Genomic DNA, 16,154 nt, shown 5'->3' with positions numbered 1-16,154 from the left:
TTTGTCATGTTGCTGATGATCGATAACTACGACTCGTTTACCTACAACGTCGTGCAATACCTCGGTGAGCTGGGCGCGGACGTCAAGGTCGTGCGTAACGACGAATTGACCGTGGCCGAAATCGAAGCCCTCAAGCCGGAACGCATCGTGGTCTCTCCAGGCCCGTGCACGCCGACCGAGGCCGGCATTTCCCTCGAGGCAATCAAATATTTCGCCGGCAAACTGCCGATCCTCGGCGTCTGCCTGGGGCACCAATCCATCGGCCAGGCCTTTGGCGGCGATGTGGTACGTGCCCGCCAGGTGATGCACGGCAAGACCAGCCCGCTGTTCCATGAAGGCAAGGGTGTGTTCGCAGGCCTGAACCTGCCGTTGACCGTTACCCGTTATCACTCACTGATCGTCAAGCGCGAAACCTTGCCGGACTGCCTGGAGCTGACCGCCTGGACCCAGCTGGAGGATGGCTCGGTCGACGAGATCATGGGCCTGCGCCACAAGACACTGAACATTGAAGGGGTGCAATTCCACCCCGAGTCGATTCTCTCCGAGCAGGGCCACGAGCTGTTCGCCAACTTTCTCAAACAGACCGGCGGCACGCGCTAAGGAGTTTTCATGGATATCAAGACAGCCCTGGGTCGTATCGTCGGCCACCTGGACCTGAGCACCAGCGAGATGCGCGATGTCATGCGTGAAATCATGACCGGGCAATGCACCGAGGCGCAGATCGGCGCCTTCATGATGGCCATGCGCATGAAGAGCGAAAGCATCGACGAGATCGTCGGCGCGGTCTCGGTGATGCGTGAGTTGGCGGACAAGGTCGAGCTCAAGACCCTCGACGGTGTGGTCGACGTGGTCGGTACCGGCGGTGACGGGGCGAATATTTTCAACGTGTCCACCGCATCCGCCTTTGTGGTGGCCGCTGCCGGCTGCACCGTGGCCAAGCATGGTAACCGCGCGGTGTCGGGTAAAAGTGGCAGTGCCGACCTGCTCGAAGCCGCCGGTATCTACCTGAACCTGACCCCGGTCCAGGTGGCACGCTGCATCGACAATGTCGGGATCGGCTTCATGTTCGCCCAGACCCACCACCGTGCGATGAAGTATGCCGCGGCACCGCGCCGCGACCTGGGCTTGCGCACGCTGTTCAACATGCTCGGCCCGCTTACGAATCCGGCCGGCGTGAAACATCAGGTGGTCGGCGTATTCACCCAGGCCCTTTGCCGGCCCTTGGCCGAAGTGCTGCACCGCCTGGGCAGCAAGCACGTGCTGGTGGTGCATTCCCAGGATGGCCTGGACGAATTCAGCCTGGCCGCGCCGACCTTCGTGGCGGAGCTGAAAGATGGTGCAATAACTGAATACTGGGTCCAGCCTGAAGACTTGGGTATAAAAAGCCAGAGTCTGTTTGGCTTGGTGGTCGAGAGTCCGGCGGCATCCCTGGAACTGATCCGCGATGCCCTGGGTCGTCGCAAGACCGAGAACGGCCAGAAAGCCGCGGAAATGATCGTGCTCAATGCCGGCGCCGCGCTGTATGCCGCCGACCATGCCAGCAGCCTCAAAGAGGGCGTTGCCCTGGCTCACGATGCGCTGCACACCGGCCTCGCCCGGGAAAAACTCGAAGAGCTGGGCGCGTTCACCGCTGTATTCAAGCAGGAGAATGAAGGATGAGTGTGCCAACCGTTCTGGAGAAAATCCTCGCCCGCAAGGCCGAGGAAGTGGCGGAGCGTAGCGCCCGTGTCAGTCTGGCGGAGCTTGAGACACTGGCTCGGGCCGCTGATGCGCCGCGCGGTTTTGCCCAGGCGCTGATCGAGCGCGCGAAGCAGAAGCAACCGGCGGTGATTGCCGAAATCAAGAAAGCCTCGCCGAGCAAGGGTGTGATCCGCGAGAACTTCATCCCGGCCGACATTGCCCGCAGTTACGAGAAGGGCGGTGCGACCTGTCTGTCGGTATTGACCGACGTCGATTATTTCCAGGGCTCCGACCTTTACCTGCAACAGGCGCGCTCGGCGTGCAAGCTGCCGGTGATCCGCAAGGATTTCATGGTCGACCCTTATCAGATCGTCGAAGCCCGCGCCCTCGGCGCCGATTGCATCCTGCTGATCGTCGCGGCGCTGGACGATGGGCTGATGGCCGAACTGGCCGCGGTGGCCAAGGGTGTGGGCCTTGATGTGTTGGTGGAGTCCCATGACGCCGCCGAACTGGAGCGGGCGTTGAAGGTGCTCGATACGCCGCTGATCGGGATCAACAACCGTAACCTGCACACCTTTGAAGTCAGCCTGGAAACCACCCTCGATCTGTTGCCGATCATCCCCCGCGATCGACTGGTCATTACCGAGAGCGGTATTCTCAACCGGGCCGATGTCGAACTGATGGAGATCAGCGAGGTGTATTCGTTCCTGGTGGGCGAGGCCTTCATGCGCGCGGACAGCCCGGGCGATGAACTGCAGCGGCTGTTTTTCCCGGAGCGTGGTGCGCCGGCGATCAGTGGTTCGACCCTCGACTGACCGAGGCTTGCTATCAGGATGGCCCCGATGTCGCTGCCTATTGCCCTCACCGTCGAAGCCGGCCTGCGCGCCGAGCAGGATTTGCTGGCCTCGGTCTGTGCCGGTGAGCAGGATTGGGGGCTGTTGTTCTGGCAACCCAGCGACCGTGCCCTGGTGATGCCACGGCGCTTGAATCGTCTGCCGGGGTTCGATGCGGCGTGCGATGCCCTGGCGGCCACTGGTTGGCCGGTATTGCTGCGTGAAACCGGCGGCGAGCCGGTGCCGCAGTCCGGCGCCACGGTGAATATCGCCCTGGTGTATGCCCCGCCCCGTCACGAAGGTGACCAGTCTCGTATCGAGACCGGTTATCGGCGGCTGTGCCAGCCGATCTGTGATGCGCTTGATGAGCTGGGGGGCATTTCATCCCTGGGGGAAATCGACGGTGCGTTTTGCGACGGCCGCTTCAACGTCAACCTCAACGGCCGCAAGATGGTCGGTACTGCCCAGCGCTGGCGCCAGAGTCAGGGGGGAACTCGGCCGGTGGGGTTGGTGCATGGGGCGATGTTGATCGATAACGAGCGCGACTCGATGGCGGCGGCGGTCAATCGCTTCAACCAGGCTTGTCAGTTGGATGCCCGGGTCAGGGCGCAAAGCCATGTCGCCTTGCATGAGGTGTATGCCGCGCCGCTATTCCTCGAGCGGCTCAGCGAGCTGTATCAACTGATGCTGCAGGACATTTTCCAGCCTTAACGGGTGCCGAATACCACCATGGTTTTGCCTTTGACGTGCACCAGGCTCTGCTCTTCCAGATCCTTGAGCACGCGTCCGACCATTTCTCGCGAGCAACCGACGATCCGACCGATTTCCTGACGGGTGATCTTGATCTGCATGCCATCGGGGTGGGTCATGGCATCGGGTTGCTTGCACAGTTCGAGCAGGCAGCGGGCAACACGACCGGTGACGTCGAAGAACGCCAGGTCACCGACCTTGCGTGTGGTGTTACGCAGGCGTTGGGCAATCTGGCCGCTGAGGGCGTAGAGAATATCCGGGTCCTGCTGGGCCAGTTCGCGAAACTTGCAGTAGCTGATCTCCGCTACTTCGCACTCGACCTTGGCCCGTACCCAGGCACTGCGCTCCTGCTCGTGACCGGCCTGCTCGAACAAACCCAGCTCACCGAAAAAGTCGCCGGCGTTAAGGTAGGCAATGATCATTTCCCGACCATCGTCATCTTCGATCAGGATCGTGACCGAGCCCTTGATGATGAACGACAGGGTTTGCGAGCGATCACCGGCACAAATGATATTGCTCTTGGCCTGGTAGCGGCGGCGCTGACAGTGCATCAGCAGTTTGTCGAGGTTCTTGATTTTGGGGGCGGAAGCGGAAGCCAGAGCAACCATGGTTGTATCCCGAAAAGACTGCACGGTGTGGTTTGTAGTTTTAGGCATAGCTGCAGGGCTGGCATAACGCCAGTCATTTGGCGCCAGCATAACAGAGGCATTGGTTGGGAAATGGGGAATTTATGTGGCCGACTGACCGGTCGTCGCCCGTTGCCGGTTTCCTGTCGGAGCGGGGGGCTGTGCTAAGCTGGCTCCCTTTTTTCAGCAGTGGAGTCTAGGTGATGAAGGCACGCATCCAGTGGGCTGGCGAAGCCATGTTCCTCGGAGAGTCCGGTAGCGGGCATGTGGTGGTCATGGACGGTCCGCCAGAAAGCGGCGGCCGCAACCTGGGCGTTCGTCCCATGGAAATGCTGCTGTTGGGCCTGGGCGGTTGCAGCAACTTCGACGTGGTCAGCATTCTGAAGAAGTCCCGTCAGCCGGTTGAGAGCTGCGAAGCCTTTCTCGAGGCCGAGCGCGCCACTGAAGATCCCAAGGTGTTCACCAAGATCCACCTGCATTTCGTGGTCAAGGGCCGTGGTCTGAAGGAAGCCCAGGTCAAGCGGGCGATCGAGCTGTCGGCGGAGAAGTACTGCTCGGCTTCAATCATGCTGGGTGCCGCCGGCGTTGCCATCAGCCATGACTACGAGATTGTCGAACTCGGCTGAGTCGACATTCAACTATCATAAAGCCCATGCAGACTCTGGTGATCAGTCGTTCAGGTCTGCATGACGCGCCACTTTTCTCCAGGGCGCCTGGCCAGCAGCAAGCCTGCGGCCGCGGACCCGAACAGACAAGCAGAATCGCCATCGCGAAGAGGTGTTAACCGTCCTACGCAGCTGTGTCGTTCACAACTGACGGGCATGCTTGATCACGCGGCGGCGCCGCCTCGATATAGAGAGTTTTTAACGGTGAAAAGCAAACTCAAGCTCCACGGGTTCAATAACCTGACCAAGACCTTGAGCTTCAACATCTATGACATCTGCTATGCGGAAACCCCGCAGGACCAGCAGGCCTACGTCGAGTACATCAACCAGGAATACGACGCGGAACGCCTGACGCAGATTCTCACTGAAGTGGTGGAGATCATCGGTGCCAACATCCTGAACATTGCTCGTCAGGATTACGACCCTCAAGGTGCCAGTGTCACGATCCTGATCTCCGAACAGCCGGTGACCCCAACCGACAGTCAGATCGAAGAATCCCCGGGCCCGTTGCCCGAGACCATCCTGGCTCACCTCGACAAGAGCCATATCACGGTGCATACCTACCCGGAAATCCATCCGGTCGACGGTATCGCGACGTTCCGTGTGGATATTGACGTGTCGACCTGCGGCGTCATCTCACCGCTCAAAGCCCTCAACTACCTGATTCACCAGTTCGACTCGGACATCGTCACCGTTGATTATCGCGTGCGCGGTTTCACCCGTGATATCGAAGGCAAGAAGCACTTTATCGACCATGAGATCAACTCGATCCAGAACTATCTCTCGGAAGACAGCCGCAAGAGCTATCAGATGACGGATGTGAACGTGTACCAGGAGAACCTGTTCCACACCAAGATGCTGCTCAAGGACTTCGAGCTGGACAACTACCTGTTCGGCGACGCCACCAGCAGCCTGTCGGCAGAACAGCGCGACCAGGTGACCGAGCGGGTGAAACACGAAATGCTGGAAATCTTTTACGCGCGCAATATGCCGATGTAAGTTTTTCGCTCAAAAAGAAGGGCGCCCCCGTGGCGCCCTTCTTTTTTGCCTGCTGCCTGGCGCAGCCGCGGTGGGTCAGATGCGGTAGGTGCTCTTGGTCATGACCTTGGCCAGCAAGCTCATGCCGAACTTCACCGGTGCCGGGAAGCGGAAACCGCCGGCATTCAGTGCGGACTCGGCGTGATGTTCTTCGTCGATACGCATCTGCTCGAGGATCGCCCGGGACTTTTCGTCTTCGGTCGGCAACTGCTCCAGGTGTTCGTTCAGGTGTTTGCACACCTGGTCTTCGGTGGCGGCGACAAATCCCAGGCTGACCTTGTCGCTGATCAGTCCGGCCGCGGCGCCGATGCCGAATGAAAGGCCATAGAACAGCGGGTTGAGCACGCTGGGATGACTGCCCAACTGACGGATGCGCTGTTCGCACCAGGCCAGGTGATCGACTTCTTCTTCGGCGGCTTTTTCCATGGCGGCCCGCACGTGGGGTAGCTTGGCGGTCAGGGCCTGGCCTTGATAAAGCGCCTGGGCACAGACTTCCCCGGTATGGTTGATGCGCATCAGGCCGGCGACGTGACGGCTGTCGTCTTCGCTCATCGGCGCGTCGGGCTGCACGATCGCCGGCGAAGGACGGTAAGGCTGGCCGCTGAATGGCAGCAAGGTACGCATCGCGGTATCGGCTTGCAGCAGAAGACGGTCAATCGGCGAGTAGTGACGTTGGGTAGTCATGCTGACCTCCGGGAAAAATCTCGGCCTGCAGTTTACCGCAATCGAGCGCGGAAGGTTTGCGTTGGGTCATGGGGGGATGTTGCTGTAGTACGCAATCCTGCTAACAGCGTCGAACTTGTAGGAGCCACCGATCGACGCTCGATTGCCAGCGATGACGTCCGAAAGCGCGATGCACGACTCAAGGGCCTCATCGCTGGCAAGCCAGCTCCTACAGGAGATCGAGTTTATCTTGGGGGTATCAGCCCGGCGGCCAGTGCATCTGGCGCTGACCCAGCACATGCATATGAATGTGATAGACGGTCTGCCCACCTTCCTCGTTGCAGTTCATCACCACGCGAAAGCCTTTTTCGCAGCCCAGCTCCAGGGCCAGGCGCTGGGCGGTGAACAGGATATGCCCGGCCAGGGTCTTGTCCTCTTCGGTCAGGTCGTTGAGCGTACGGACCGGCTTTTTCGGAATGACCAGGAAATGCACCGGTGCCTGCGGGGCGATATCGTGGAAGGCCAGGACCTGGTCATCCTCGTAAATGATCTTCGCGGGTATTTCTCTGTTGATGATCTTGGTGAACAGAGTATCCACAGCTGTTTCTCCATTGGGTGGGTCGGGCCAGAGTCTGTACGGACACGGCCTTGAGTTCAAGCGTCAGCGCGGGCAATAGGCCTTGGTCACGACACCGGCGAGTTTGCGCATCGCCCAGCGCGGCATCAGGCGCGGGGCGCGGGCCAGCCAACGGTTACGCCAGCCGGGAATGATCACTGCGCGGTTCTTGTCCAGCGCACGCACGGCATACAGCGCCACTTCTTCGGGGCTCATCATCAGTTTGCTGTTCGAAAGCTTTTCGACAGCCAACTGTGCGGTGCGAAAGAACGCGGTCCGGGTCAGGCCCGGGCAGAGCACCGACACCTTGATACCGGTTTTCTTCAGCTCTTCGCGCAGACCTTCGGAGAAGTACAGCACATAGGCCTTGCTCGCGTAATAGCTGCTCATCCAGGGCGCGGGGTGAAACGCCGCGACGGAGGCGACGTTGAGGATCTGTCCGCCACCCTGTATTGCCATGAGATTACCCAGGGTATGACAAAGTCGGGTCAGGGCCAGGACATTGACTTCGATCAGGTCCTGCTCCGTCCCCCAATCCTGGGCCAGGAAGGGGCCGCAGGTGCCGAGGCCGGCGCAGTTGACCAGCAGATCGATCTGCCGTTCACCTTCTTCCAGTTCCAGCAGAAAGCCGGAAAGGCGTAGCGGTTCGCTCAGGTCGCAGGCGCGAAACAGCACCTCGACGCCGAAGCGTTGGGTCAGTTCGAGGGCGATGGTTTCCAGCTGATCACGCTGGCGGGCCACCAGAATCAGGCTGCGGCCGCGACGCGCCAGGGCTTCGGCCAGTGCCAGGCCGATGCCGCTGGAAGCGCCGGTGATCAGGGCGTAACGGGTCATGCAGTTCTCCATCACAACGGCTCCGAGCCTTGGGACAGAGGGTCGCAGGCTCAGAAACGGTTATTCTTTTTCATCTTGGTCATAGTCTACAGCGGGCGGAGCGGATTCGGCTGCTGCTGCTGCATCGCCGGGGCTATCGGCCTCGTCGGTGCCGGAGGCATCGCTGCTTTCGGAATAGCTGGCCGACTCGTGGTTGTAACCTTTCTCCAGGTTGGTCAGGCCACCGGTCACGGCCACGATGCCGAAGATGACCCCGCAGACTACCGAGAGCACGGCAAGGACCTTGACCGCGGTGCTGTTGGGCGGTGGTGGTGCGCCGTACTGGTTGGCGCCGCTATTGCCAGGGCAGAACATCAGCACGAAGGGGAACAGGCTGCCGACGAAGGGGACCAGGGTCAGTAGCCAGAGCCAGCCGGACCAGCCGATATCGTGCAGGCGCTGTACGGCTATCTGGACGGACACGACCACGAAGGCGATCAAGGCTGCGCCACCGAGTATCACGCCGATGGTGATCGCCGTGTTCAACGAAGCAGCCGCGGTGCCCATGGCGAAAGCGAAGATCGCGCCGGCCACTGGCATCGTCACGAACATCAGGACCAGGCTCCAGGCCAGGTAGCGCAGCCGCCCGATACGCCCATTGACGGTGAAGGCCTTCAGTTGGCCGAAGGCCGGAAGGTTGTCGCCGACCCGTGCTTGTGGCGGGGCGTAGGGGGATTGGTAAGTCGTGGTGTCCGCCGGAGGCGTGCTGGCCGGCAGGTCATCGATATCCGCCAGGCTCAGTTCGACGGCCGCGGGTTCGGCTTCCAGGCGGGCTTCGATGCCGGTCTTGCGCAAGGCTTGCAGATAAGACTCGGCCTCGGCGGCCGAAAGGTCGCGCTTCAGGGCAACGGGCTGGCCGCTGAACAACCGTTCCACCGAAGCGACGTCGGTCTTGAACAGCGCGGCCAGGTTGAACTGTGCGGTGGTTTTGTCCACGCCGGCCTGCAAGGTGCCGTCGAAGACGATTTTGAAGCGGTTGTCGCTCATGAAGGGCGTCCTTGTCACAAGTCATTGGTGTTGCAGGGTAAGCCTGCACACGGATGTTACGAGCGTGGCCAGTGCCGGGGCAACTCTGCCGCCAGTGCCTGGGCCTTGCGGTACTCGGCATCGAGCCGGGCGACCAACTGATCGACATCGGGCAAATCATCGATGCCACCCACCCCCTGGCCGGCCGACCAGACGGTTTTCCAGGCCTTGGCCTCGTCGCTGATCGGTTTGAGCTTGGAACCGAAGTTCACTTCGCCCTTGCCTTGCAGCGCGGCGAGGTCGAAGCCGGCGTTTTCCAGGCTCTGGCGCATAAAGCTCGCGGGCACCCCGGATACCGCCGCAGTGTGCAGGATATCAACGGCCTGGGATGTGAGCAGCATCTCTTTATAAGCGTCGGGCGCATGACTTTCCGTGGTGCCGATAAATCGCGTGCCGAGATAGGCCAGATCCGCGCCAAGCAACTGGGCGGCGAGAATCTCGTGCCCGTGGTTCAGGCAACCGGCCAACAGCAGGGTCTTGTCGAAGAACTGGCGGATTTCAGCGATCAGGGCAAACGGACTCCAGGTGCCGGCATGGCCACCGGCACCGGCGGCCACGGCAATCAGCCCGTCGACACCGGCCTCGGCGGCTTTTTCGGCATGGCGGCGGGTGGTCACGTCGTGGAACACCAGGCCACCGTAGCTGTGTACGGCGTCCACCAGTTCCTTGACCGCGCCCAGGCTGGTGATAACGATTGGCACCTGGTGCTCGATGCAGATCTGCAGATCCGCCTGTAGTCGTGGGTTGCTGTTGTGCACGATCAGGTTGACGGCATAAGGCGCCGGATTATCCAGGGTTGCCAAGCCCGCTTCGATTTCCTCCAGCCAGGCCTTGAAACCGCTGCTTTCGCGTTGGTTCAGGGCCGGGAAGCTGCCCACCACCCCGTTGCGACAGCAGGCGAGCACCAGTTGCGGGTTGGAAATCAGGAACATCGGCGCGGCCACCACGGGCAAGCGCAGGCGTTGTTCGAGCAGGGCGGGCAGCGACATGGAGAGTGCTCCGATCAGGGGTGGGGTGACTTGCAGCTAGAACGGTCGGACAACGACCAGAATGACAATAGCCAGCAATAGCAGAACCGGCACTTCATTGAACCAGCGATAAAAGACATGACTGCGGGTGTTTTCGCCACGGGCAAAGCGTTTCACCTGGGCGCCGCACATATGGTGATAGCCGATCAACAGCACCACCAGGGTCAGTTTGGCGTGTATCCAGCCTCCCTGGCTGAAGATGCTCGGGTTGAGGGCGATCAGCCAGCCGCCGAAGATCAGCGTGGCAATCATCGCCGGGCCCATGATCCCGCGATACAGTTTGCGCTCCATGACGCTGAAGCGCTCCTTGCTGACGTTGTCCTCGCTCTGGGCGTGGTAGACGAACAGGCGCGGCAGATAGAACAGGCCGGCAAACCAGCAGACGACACTGACGATATGAAAGGCTTTGACCCACAGATAGAGCATTTTTGGTTATTCCCAGGTTCACGGTAGGTCGAATAGTAGAGGCTTGGGCGTCCGCACGTCACCTTGGCGGTTGTCGCAGGCGCGCGGCGCCCCTATTATCGTGGGCTTTCCAGTGGTTTCGTTGAGGGCAGGTCATGGTCAAGGTCGGTATCGTCGGCGGCACGGGTTACACCGGTGTCGAATTGCTGCGTCTGTTGGCACAGCATCCGCAGGCAGAAGTGGCTGTCATCACTTCGCGATCCGAGGCGGGTCTCGCCGTGGCCGATATGTATCCGAACCTGCGCGGTCATTACGATGGCCTGGCGTTCAGCGTTCCGGACATCAATACCCTCGGCGCCTGCGACGTGGTGTTCTTCGCCACCCCCCATGGTGTGGCCCATGCCCTGGCCGGTGAGCTGCTGTCCGCCGGCACCAAGGTTATCGACCTGTCCGCCGACTTCCGTCTGCAAGACGCCGAAGAATGGGCCAAGTGGTACGGTCAGCCGCACGGTGCGCCGGCGTTGCTGGAGGAGGCGGTGTATGGCTTGCCGGAAGTGAACCGCGAGCAGATCAAACAGGCCCGCCTGATTGCTGTGCCCGGTTGCTATCCAACCGCGACCCAGCTGGGTTTCCTGCCGCTGCTTGAAGCAGGTATTGCGGATACCACGCGGCTGATCGCCGACTGCAAGTCGGGCGTCAGCGGTGCCGGTCGTGGTGCCAGTGTCGGTTCGCTGTACTCGGAAACTTCCGAAAGCATGAAGGCCTATGCGGTCAAGGGGCACCGCCACCTGCCGGAAATTCGCCAGGGGCTGCGCCGCGCGGCGGGCCGGGATGTGGGCCTGACCTTCGTGCCGCACCTCACGCCGATGATCCGAGGCATCCATTCCACGCTTTACGCAACCGTGGTCGACCGTTCGGTAGACCTGCAGGCGCTGTTCGAGAAGCGTTATGCCAATGAACCGTTCGTCGATGTGATGCCCGCTGGCAGCCATCCGGAAACCCGGAGCGTGCGTGGTGCGAACGTCTGCCGGATTGCCGTGCACCGTCCGCAGGATGGTGACCTGGTGGTGGTGTTGTCGGTGATCGACAACCTGGTCAAGGGCGCTTCGGGCCAGGCGGTGCAGAACCTGAACATCCTGTTCGGCCTGGACGAGCGTCTGGGTCTGTCCCACGCGGGCATGCTGCCGTAAGGCCCCGCCCGCGTTTGCCAGGAAGGCCCGCTTGACGGGCCTTCCTGCATTCTGTGAGGTCGCTCGGGTTGATTGATATACCATAACAATAGTTGACCGCTTTTCTAGGAGAAGCGGATAATGCCCGTCATCACGCATTATGGCGGCGTAGCGCCGGGAGATAGTCAGCATGAGCGTTGAATCCTTCACCCCCACGGCTTTGCAATTCACCCACGGTGCCGCGCACAAGGTGAAGAGCCTGGTCGATGAAGAGGGTAATGATCGCTTGAAGCTGCGCGTATTCGTTACGGGCGGCGGTTGTTCAGGGTTTCAGTACGGCTTCACCTTCGATGAAGAAGTGGCCGATGACGACACCATCGTCGAGCGCGAAGGCGTCAGCCTGGTGGTCGATCCAATGAGCTTCCAGTACCTGGCAGGCGCAGAGGTGGATTACCAGGAAGGCCTGGAAGGCTCGCGTTTCGTGATCAAGAACCCGAATGCCACCACCACCTGTGGTTGCGGGTCGTCGTTCTCGATCTGATCATCGCTTGCGCTTTACCCTCGACGCCGCGAACTTCGCGGCGTTTTACTGTGTGTCAGGCCGGGTAGATTGCGCCCAGCACCCGCAGGCCACGGGCACCGGTGACGCTGGGGCGATTGGCGGCGACGCCGTCAAGGCAGCATTGGGCCAGCCAGGCGAAGGCCATGGCTTCAACCCAGTCGGGGTCCACGCCATGGCTGGCGGTGCTGGCAACCCGGGTGGCGGGCAATAGTTGGCCGAGTCGAGCCATGAGCGTCGCGTTATGGGCGCCGCCGCCACAGACCAGTAATTCTTCCGTGTTCTCCTGGGCGCCAGTCAGCGACTCGACGATGGTCCGTGCACTGAGTTCGAGCAGGGTGGCCTGGATATCTTCGGCCGCGAGGGGCGGCAGGCGACCCAGGTGTTGCTTCAGCCAGGGCAGGTTGAACACTTCGCGACCGGTGCTTTTCGGGCCCGTGGTCTGGAAGAACGGGTCGCTGAGCAGTTCCCGTAGTAGCGCGGGCTCCACCTTGCCGCTGGCCGCCCATTGGCCGTTGCGGTCATAGGATTCGTTGCGTTGGTCCTGAATCCAGGCGTCGAGCAGCACGTTGCCGGGGCCGCAGTCGAAGCCGGAGACCGCCTTGTCAGGCTCGATCAGGCTCAGATTGCTGAAACCGCCGATATTCAGCACGGCGCGATGGCCTTCACGTTCTTCGAAAAGGGCTTCATGGAAGGCCGGAACCAGCGGCGCGCCCTGGCCGCCGGCGGCTACATCGCGGCGGCGGAAGTCGCCGACGACGGTGATGCCGGTCAGCTCCGCCAACAAGGCCGGGTTGCCGATCTGCACGGTAAAGCCGCGTGCCGGTTCGTGGCGGATGGTCTGGCCGTGACTGCCGATGGCGCGAATGGCGTCCGGTGCGAGGCGCTGTTGCTCCAGCAAAGTATTGATGCCCTGGGCGGCCAGGGTCACCCAGTTGTGCTCGGCGATGGCAACGCGGGCAACTTCGTCGGGGCCGCTGGCGCATAGGCCAAGCAGCTCGACGCGCAAAGCCTCGGGCATGGGAATGTAGTGGCTGGCCAGCAACCGGATGGAACCGTCGAGCGCCACCAGGGCAATGTCCAGCCCATCAAGACTGGTCCCGGACATCACACCTATGTAGAGCATCGTGGTTTACCGTTTGGCCGAGGCGACTTTGCTGGGCTTTTCCTGGTTCATGCGCGCCATCAGCGGCTGGCTCTGTTGCAGGAAGCGGGCGCGTTCGGACTTGGCGATCGGATCGGCCATGGGCAGTTTCTGGCCCAGCGGGTCGACGTGCACGCCATTGACCTGGAACTCGTAGTGCAGATGCGGGCCGGTCGACAGGCCGGTGGTGCCGATATAGCCGATCACCTGGCCCTGCTTGACGTTGCTGCCGGTCTGGATGCCCTTGGCAAAGCCCTGCATGTGACCGTACAGGGTCCGATAGGTATTGCCGTGCTGGATGATCACGGTATTGCCGTAGCCACCTCGACGACCGGCCAGTATCACCTTGCCATCACCTGCAGCCTTGATTGGCGTACCGCGCGGGGCTGCGTAGTCGACGCCTTTGTGGGCGCGGATTTTGTTCAGGATCGGGTGTTTGCGGCCCATGGAAAAGCGCGAGCTGATGCGGGCGAAGTCCACGGGGGTGCGGATAAAGGCCTTGCGCATGCTGTTGCCGTCAGCGGTGTAGTAGTTGCTGACGCCTTGCTTGTTGGTGTAACGCACGGCGGTAAAGGTCTTGCCGCGGTTGGTGAAACGAGCGGAAAGGATATTGCCCGTGCCGATAGTCTTGCCGTTGAGCACTTTTTGCTCGTAGATCACTTCGAACTCGTCGCCGGGGCGGATGTCCTGGGCGAAGTCGATGTCGTAGCCGAATACATGGGCCATTTCGCGCGTCAGGCTGTGGGGCATGCCGGCACGTTGCGCGGAGAGTGACAGCGAGCTGTTGATCACGCCGTGCACATAGGCCGAATGGACCACCGGCTGGGTGACCACGCGCTTGAAGGTGAAACCTTTCGGGCCCTTGGTCAGGGTGATGGTTTCAAGGTCGCTGACCTTGCTGTGCAGGTTGTTCAACTGGCCGTCGGGAGTCAGCTCGAACTCCAGGACCTGGCCATGCTTGAGTTGGGAAAACAGCTTGGCTTGTTTATCGCTGGCCAAGACCTCATGTACTGAGGCGGCGGGCAGCCCAACCTTCTCGAACAGCGTGGAAAGGGTATCGCCGCGGGCTACGGTAACCTCCCGGTGGCCGGGGACCTTCTTTTCCTCGGGTGCGGGTGCGGTCTTGGCGGTTTCCTGGGGGGCTTCGGCGCTGTTGTCGATCTGGGCGAAAGGCGATGGATTGCCTTCATTTGTGGCTTGATCGAGTTCTACGGCGTCTTTGTCTTGTGTCAGTTGATCAGCTGGGGTTTCCAGCTCCAGATGCAACGTTGTCTTCTTGGCCTCTACGTCACTGGAAGGAAATACCAGTAGCGCCAGGCTGAGAAGGGCGGCGATACCACTTGCGGCCAGCAGGTGGGTCTTCGGATAAAGCGGGGGCGCTTTAGTCGGCTCTGTGGTCATAGGTAATTTGACTTTGAAGAAGATGAATTGGAAAAGATGAATGACATGATGAAGATGAAATAACTGTATAAAATATAACCAAATCATCGCTGAAGCAAGTCTGTCATGTGCGGGCGGGCGTTTCGTGCCCGTATGCCGGGCAAAACTTGTATTTGGGCGGCGATCTTGTATGGTTGGTCCCCTTTGAATCTGAGCCTTGCAGGTTGGTTATGAAGTCGGTTGAAGAGCAGCTCGCGCTGATCAAGCGTGGTGCGGAAGAGGTGTTGGTCGAGTCCGAATTGGTCGAGAAGCTCAAGCGTGGCCAGCCGCTGCGTATCAAGGCCGGCTTCGACCCGACGGCACCGGATCTGCACCTGGGGCACACAGTCCTTATTAACAAGCTGCGCCAGTTCCAGGAGCTGGGGCATCAGGTGATCTTTCTGATCGGCGACTTCACCGGCATGATCGGTGATCCGAGCGGCAAGAGCGCCACGCGTCCGCCGCTGACCCGTGAGCAGGTGCTCGAGAACGCCGAGACCTACAAGGCCCAGGTATTCAAGATCCTTGATCCGGCCAAGACCGAGGTCGCGTTCAACTCCACCTGGATGGACCAGATGGGGCCGGCGGACTTCATTCGCCTGACGTCGCAGTACACCGTGGCGCGCATGCTCGAGCGCGACGACTTCGACAAGCGCTACAGCACCAACCAGCCGATCGCCATCCATGAGTTCCTCTATCCGCTGGTGCAAGGCTATGACTCGGTTGCGCTGCGCGCGGATGTCGAGCTGGGCGGTACCGACCAGAAGTTCAACCTGCTGATGGGGCGTGAGCTGCAACGTGCTTACGGTCAGGAGGCCCAGTGCATTCTCACCATGCCATTGCTCGAAGGGCTGGATGGCGTGAAGAAGATGTCCAAATCCCTGGGTAACTATGTGGGGATCCAGGAAGCGCCGGGTGTCATGTACGGCAAGTTGGTGTCGATCCCGGATGCACTGATGTGGCGTTACTTCGAGTTGCTGAGCTTCCGCTCGATGGATGAGATCAATCAGTTGCGCAAGGATGTCGAGGCGGGTGCCAACCCGCGTGACGTCAAGATCAAGCTGGCTGAAGAGATCGTCGCGCGCTTCCATGGTGAGGAGGCTGCGGCCAATGCCCACCGTGCGGCGGGGAATCGCATGAAGGATGGCGAGCTGCCGGACGATCTGCCTGAAATTGAAATCGGTGCGGCTGAGGATATGCCGATCGCCGCTGTCCTCAATAAGGCGGGCCTGGTGAAGAACTCGGCGGTCGCTCGCGATCTGCTGGGTTCCGGTGGCGTGCGTATAGATGGTGAGGTCGTCGACCGCACCTTTATATACAAGCTGGGCGCTACCCATGTTTGCCAGGCGGGTAAAAAGGCGTTTGCCCGGATCACCCTCAAGGCAGAGTAACGCTGTTTTGTAGATAGCAAGCAAACTATGGGAGCCGCAGGCTCCCATAGTTGTTTTTGCGCTGCTTTTGCACTCTTGTGACAGAAAAGTGAAAATAAGCGTTGACGGGAAATTCTGTGGCTCTATAATTCGCCCCACTTCCGGCGCAGTCGAAACGGAAAAGCCTTTGAGATTCAATGAGTTGCAAAGGTTTTGAGGGTTTTGATGCGCGGTTCGCTTCAGTTCATCGAGGCGTGGAAGTAGCTGAAAAGGCAGTGTGTTTTCGCCTC

The 16,154-nt window shown here is 60.6% G+C and carries 18 protein-coding genes; 9 read left to right on the top strand and 9 right to left on the bottom strand.

Annotated elements, in window-relative coordinates; translation table 11 throughout:
- The first annotated feature begins 6 nt into the window (after positions 1–6).
- The 4 genes from M5B99_RS09960 to M5B99_RS09945 are packed head-to-tail and all read left to right on the top strand — an operon-like array spanning position 7 to position 3,224.
- Complete coding sequence (locus M5B99_RS09960) at positions 7–600, top strand: aminodeoxychorismate/anthranilate synthase component II (protein ID WP_103495730.1); 594 nt, start codon at positions 7–9, stop codon at positions 598–600.
- 9 nt (positions 601–609) lie between these two features.
- Positions 610–1,659, top strand: coding sequence for an anthranilate phosphoribosyltransferase (trpD, locus tag M5B99_RS09955; RefSeq protein WP_248803873.1), 1,050 nt, complete (start codon positions 610–612; stop codon positions 1,657–1,659).
- Complete coding sequence (gene trpC, locus M5B99_RS09950) at positions 1,656–2,495, top strand: indole-3-glycerol phosphate synthase TrpC (protein WP_248803872.1); 840 nt, start codon at positions 1,656–1,658, stop codon at positions 2,493–2,495. The genes trpD and trpC overlap by 4 nt, the downstream gene beginning before the upstream one ends.
- Positions 2,496–2,522: 27 nt before the next feature.
- Entirely contained in the window at positions 2,523–3,224 is a 702-nt protein-coding gene (locus tag M5B99_RS09945) for a biotin/lipoate A/B protein ligase family protein (RefSeq protein WP_248803871.1), read from the top strand.
- Here M5B99_RS09945 and crp read toward each other — a convergent pair.
- A complete protein-coding gene (gene crp / locus M5B99_RS09940) occupies positions 3,221–3,871 on the bottom strand; it encodes a cAMP-activated global transcriptional regulator CRP (RefSeq protein WP_177145678.1) in 651 nt (216 codons plus the stop codon). The two genes, M5B99_RS09945 and crp, sit on opposite strands and share 4 nt — an antisense overlap.
- Before the next feature lie 221 nt (positions 3,872–4,092).
- Here crp and M5B99_RS09935 point away from each other — a divergent pair, with 221 nt between their 5' ends.
- Together M5B99_RS09935 and speD are read left to right on the top strand one after the other, a co-directional pair.
- Positions 4,093–4,515: an OsmC family protein gene (locus M5B99_RS09935; RefSeq protein WP_048372189.1), complete on the top strand. Its 423-nt coding sequence runs from the start codon at positions 4,093–4,095 to the stop codon at positions 4,513–4,515.
- Between the two features lie 243 nt (positions 4,516–4,758).
- Positions 4,759–5,553: an adenosylmethionine decarboxylase gene (gene speD / locus M5B99_RS09930; protein WP_248803870.1), complete on the top strand. Its 795-nt coding sequence runs from the start codon at positions 4,759–4,761 to the stop codon at positions 5,551–5,553.
- Positions 5,554–5,628: 75 nt separating this feature from the next.
- On the opposite strand, the gene coq7 is transcribed toward speD, so the two are convergent.
- The 6 genes from coq7 to hemJ all read right to left on the bottom strand — a co-directional run bounded on the left by coq7 (position 5,629) and on the right by hemJ (position 10,224).
- Positions 5,629–6,276 carry a 2-polyprenyl-3-methyl-6-methoxy-1,4-benzoquinone monooxygenase gene (gene coq7 / locus M5B99_RS09925; RefSeq protein WP_248803869.1) on the bottom strand — a complete coding sequence of 216 codons (648 nt, stop codon included), beginning with the start codon at positions 6,274–6,276 and terminating at the stop codon, positions 5,629–5,631.
- 238 nt (positions 6,277–6,514) lie between these two features.
- Complete coding sequence (locus M5B99_RS09920; protein ID WP_248803868.1) at positions 6,515–6,853, bottom strand: histidine triad nucleotide-binding protein; 339 nt, start codon at positions 6,851–6,853, stop codon at positions 6,515–6,517.
- 63 nt (positions 6,854–6,916) lie between these two features.
- Complete coding sequence (locus M5B99_RS09915) at positions 6,917–7,705, bottom strand: SDR family NAD(P)-dependent oxidoreductase (protein ID WP_248803867.1); 789 nt, start codon at positions 7,703–7,705, stop codon at positions 6,917–6,919.
- Positions 7,706–7,765: 60 nt separating this feature from the next.
- Positions 7,766–8,731: a DUF805 domain-containing protein gene (locus tag M5B99_RS09910; RefSeq protein WP_248803866.1), complete on the bottom strand. Its 966-nt coding sequence runs from the start codon at positions 8,729–8,731 to the stop codon at positions 7,766–7,768.
- Positions 8,732–8,787: 56 nt separating this feature from the next.
- On the bottom strand, positions 8,788–9,759 hold the full coding sequence (locus M5B99_RS09905; protein ID WP_248803865.1) for an NAD(P)H-dependent flavin oxidoreductase: 972 nt from the start codon (positions 9,757–9,759) through the stop codon (positions 8,788–8,790).
- 36 nt (positions 9,760–9,795) lie between these two features.
- Positions 9,796–10,224: a protoporphyrinogen oxidase HemJ gene (hemJ, locus tag M5B99_RS09900; protein ID WP_100940497.1), complete on the bottom strand. Its 429-nt coding sequence runs from the start codon at positions 10,222–10,224 to the stop codon at positions 9,796–9,798.
- A 134-nt stretch (positions 10,225–10,358) separates the two neighbouring features.
- Here hemJ and argC point away from each other — a divergent pair, with 134 nt between their 5' ends.
- Together argC and erpA are read left to right on the top strand one after the other, a co-directional pair.
- Complete coding sequence (argC, locus tag M5B99_RS09895) at positions 10,359–11,393, top strand: N-acetyl-gamma-glutamyl-phosphate reductase (RefSeq protein ID WP_248803864.1); 1,035 nt, start codon at positions 10,359–10,361, stop codon at positions 11,391–11,393.
- A 169-nt stretch (positions 11,394–11,562) separates the two neighbouring features.
- Positions 11,563–11,913: an iron-sulfur cluster insertion protein ErpA gene (erpA, locus tag M5B99_RS09890; RefSeq protein WP_007906865.1), complete on the top strand. Its 351-nt coding sequence runs from the start codon at positions 11,563–11,565 to the stop codon at positions 11,911–11,913.
- 55 nt (positions 11,914–11,968) lie between these two features.
- Here erpA and M5B99_RS09885 read toward each other — a convergent pair whose 3' ends face one another.
- Together M5B99_RS09885 and M5B99_RS09880 are read right to left on the bottom strand one after the other, a co-directional pair.
- Positions 11,969–13,057: an anhydro-N-acetylmuramic acid kinase gene (locus M5B99_RS09885; RefSeq protein ID WP_248803863.1), complete on the bottom strand. Its 1,089-nt coding sequence runs from the start codon at positions 13,055–13,057 to the stop codon at positions 11,969–11,971.
- A 6-nt stretch (positions 13,058–13,063) separates the two neighbouring features.
- The gene (locus tag M5B99_RS09880) at positions 13,064–14,476 is read right to left on the bottom strand and encodes a peptidoglycan DD-metalloendopeptidase family protein (protein ID WP_248803862.1); all 1,413 of its coding nucleotides are present in this window, start codon (positions 14,474–14,476) and stop codon (positions 13,064–13,066) included.
- 209 nt (positions 14,477–14,685) lie between these two features.
- Between M5B99_RS09880 and tyrS the strand changes: the two genes are divergently transcribed.
- The gene (gene tyrS / locus M5B99_RS09875) at positions 14,686–15,885 is read left to right on the top strand and encodes a tyrosine--tRNA ligase (protein ID WP_248803861.1); all 1,200 of its coding nucleotides are present in this window, start codon (positions 14,686–14,688) and stop codon (positions 15,883–15,885) included.
- The last annotated feature ends 269 nt before the right edge of the window (positions 15,886–16,154 follow it).

Source organism: Pseudomonas sp. MWU13-2100 (genome assembly GCF_023242365.1).
Taxonomy (GTDB): Bacteria; Pseudomonadota; Gammaproteobacteria; order Pseudomonadales; family Pseudomonadaceae; genus Aquipseudomonas.
The sequence above is the reverse complement of the archived record's forward strand: the minus strand, read 5'-3'. Positions and strand labels throughout refer to the sequence as shown.

Excerpts from the sequence above, each read along its gene's own strand:
- M5B99_RS09960 (WP_103495730.1), top strand. The coding sequence starts at position 7 with ATGTTGCTGATGATCGATAACTACGACTCGTTTACCTACAACGTCGTG.
- trpD (WP_248803873.1), top strand. The coding sequence starts at position 610 with ATGGATATCAAGACAGCCCTGGGTCGTATCGTCGGCCACCTGGACCTG.
- trpC (WP_248803872.1), top strand. The coding sequence starts at position 1,656 with ATGAGTGTGCCAACCGTTCTGGAGAAAATCCTCGCCCGCAAGGCCGAG.
- M5B99_RS09945 (WP_248803871.1), top strand. The coding sequence starts at position 2,523 with ATGTCGCTGCCTATTGCCCTCACCGTCGAAGCCGGCCTGCGCGCCGAG.
- crp (WP_177145678.1), bottom strand. The coding sequence starts at position 3,871 with ATGGTTGCTCTGGCTTCCGCTTCCGCCCCCAAAATCAAGAACCTCGAC.
- M5B99_RS09935 (WP_048372189.1), top strand. The coding sequence starts at position 4,093 with ATGAAGGCACGCATCCAGTGGGCTGGCGAAGCCATGTTCCTCGGAGAG.
- coq7 (WP_248803869.1), bottom strand. The coding sequence starts at position 6,276 with ATGACTACCCAACGTCACTACTCGCCGATTGACCGTCTTCTGCTGCAA.
- M5B99_RS09915 (WP_248803867.1), bottom strand. The coding sequence starts at position 7,705 with ATGACCCGTTACGCCCTGATCACCGGCGCTTCCAGCGGCATCGGCCTG.
- M5B99_RS09910 (WP_248803866.1), bottom strand. The coding sequence starts at position 8,731 with ATGAGCGACAACCGCTTCAAAATCGTCTTCGACGGCACCTTGCAGGCC.
- M5B99_RS09905 (WP_248803865.1), bottom strand. The coding sequence starts at position 9,759 with ATGTCGCTGCCCGCCCTGCTCGAACAACGCCTGCGCTTGCCCGTGGTG.
- hemJ (WP_100940497.1), bottom strand. The coding sequence starts at position 10,224 with ATGCTCTATCTGTGGGTCAAAGCCTTTCATATCGTCAGTGTCGTCTGC.
- argC (WP_248803864.1), top strand. The coding sequence starts at position 10,359 with ATGGTCAAGGTCGGTATCGTCGGCGGCACGGGTTACACCGGTGTCGAA.
- erpA (WP_007906865.1), top strand. The coding sequence starts at position 11,563 with ATGAGCGTTGAATCCTTCACCCCCACGGCTTTGCAATTCACCCACGGT.
- M5B99_RS09885 (WP_248803863.1), bottom strand. The coding sequence starts at position 13,057 with ATGCTCTACATAGGTGTGATGTCCGGGACCAGTCTTGATGGGCTGGAC.
- M5B99_RS09880 (WP_248803862.1), bottom strand. The coding sequence starts at position 14,476 with ATGACCACAGAGCCGACTAAAGCGCCCCCGCTTTATCCGAAGACCCAC.
- tyrS (WP_248803861.1), top strand. The coding sequence starts at position 14,686 with ATGAAGTCGGTTGAAGAGCAGCTCGCGCTGATCAAGCGTGGTGCGGAA.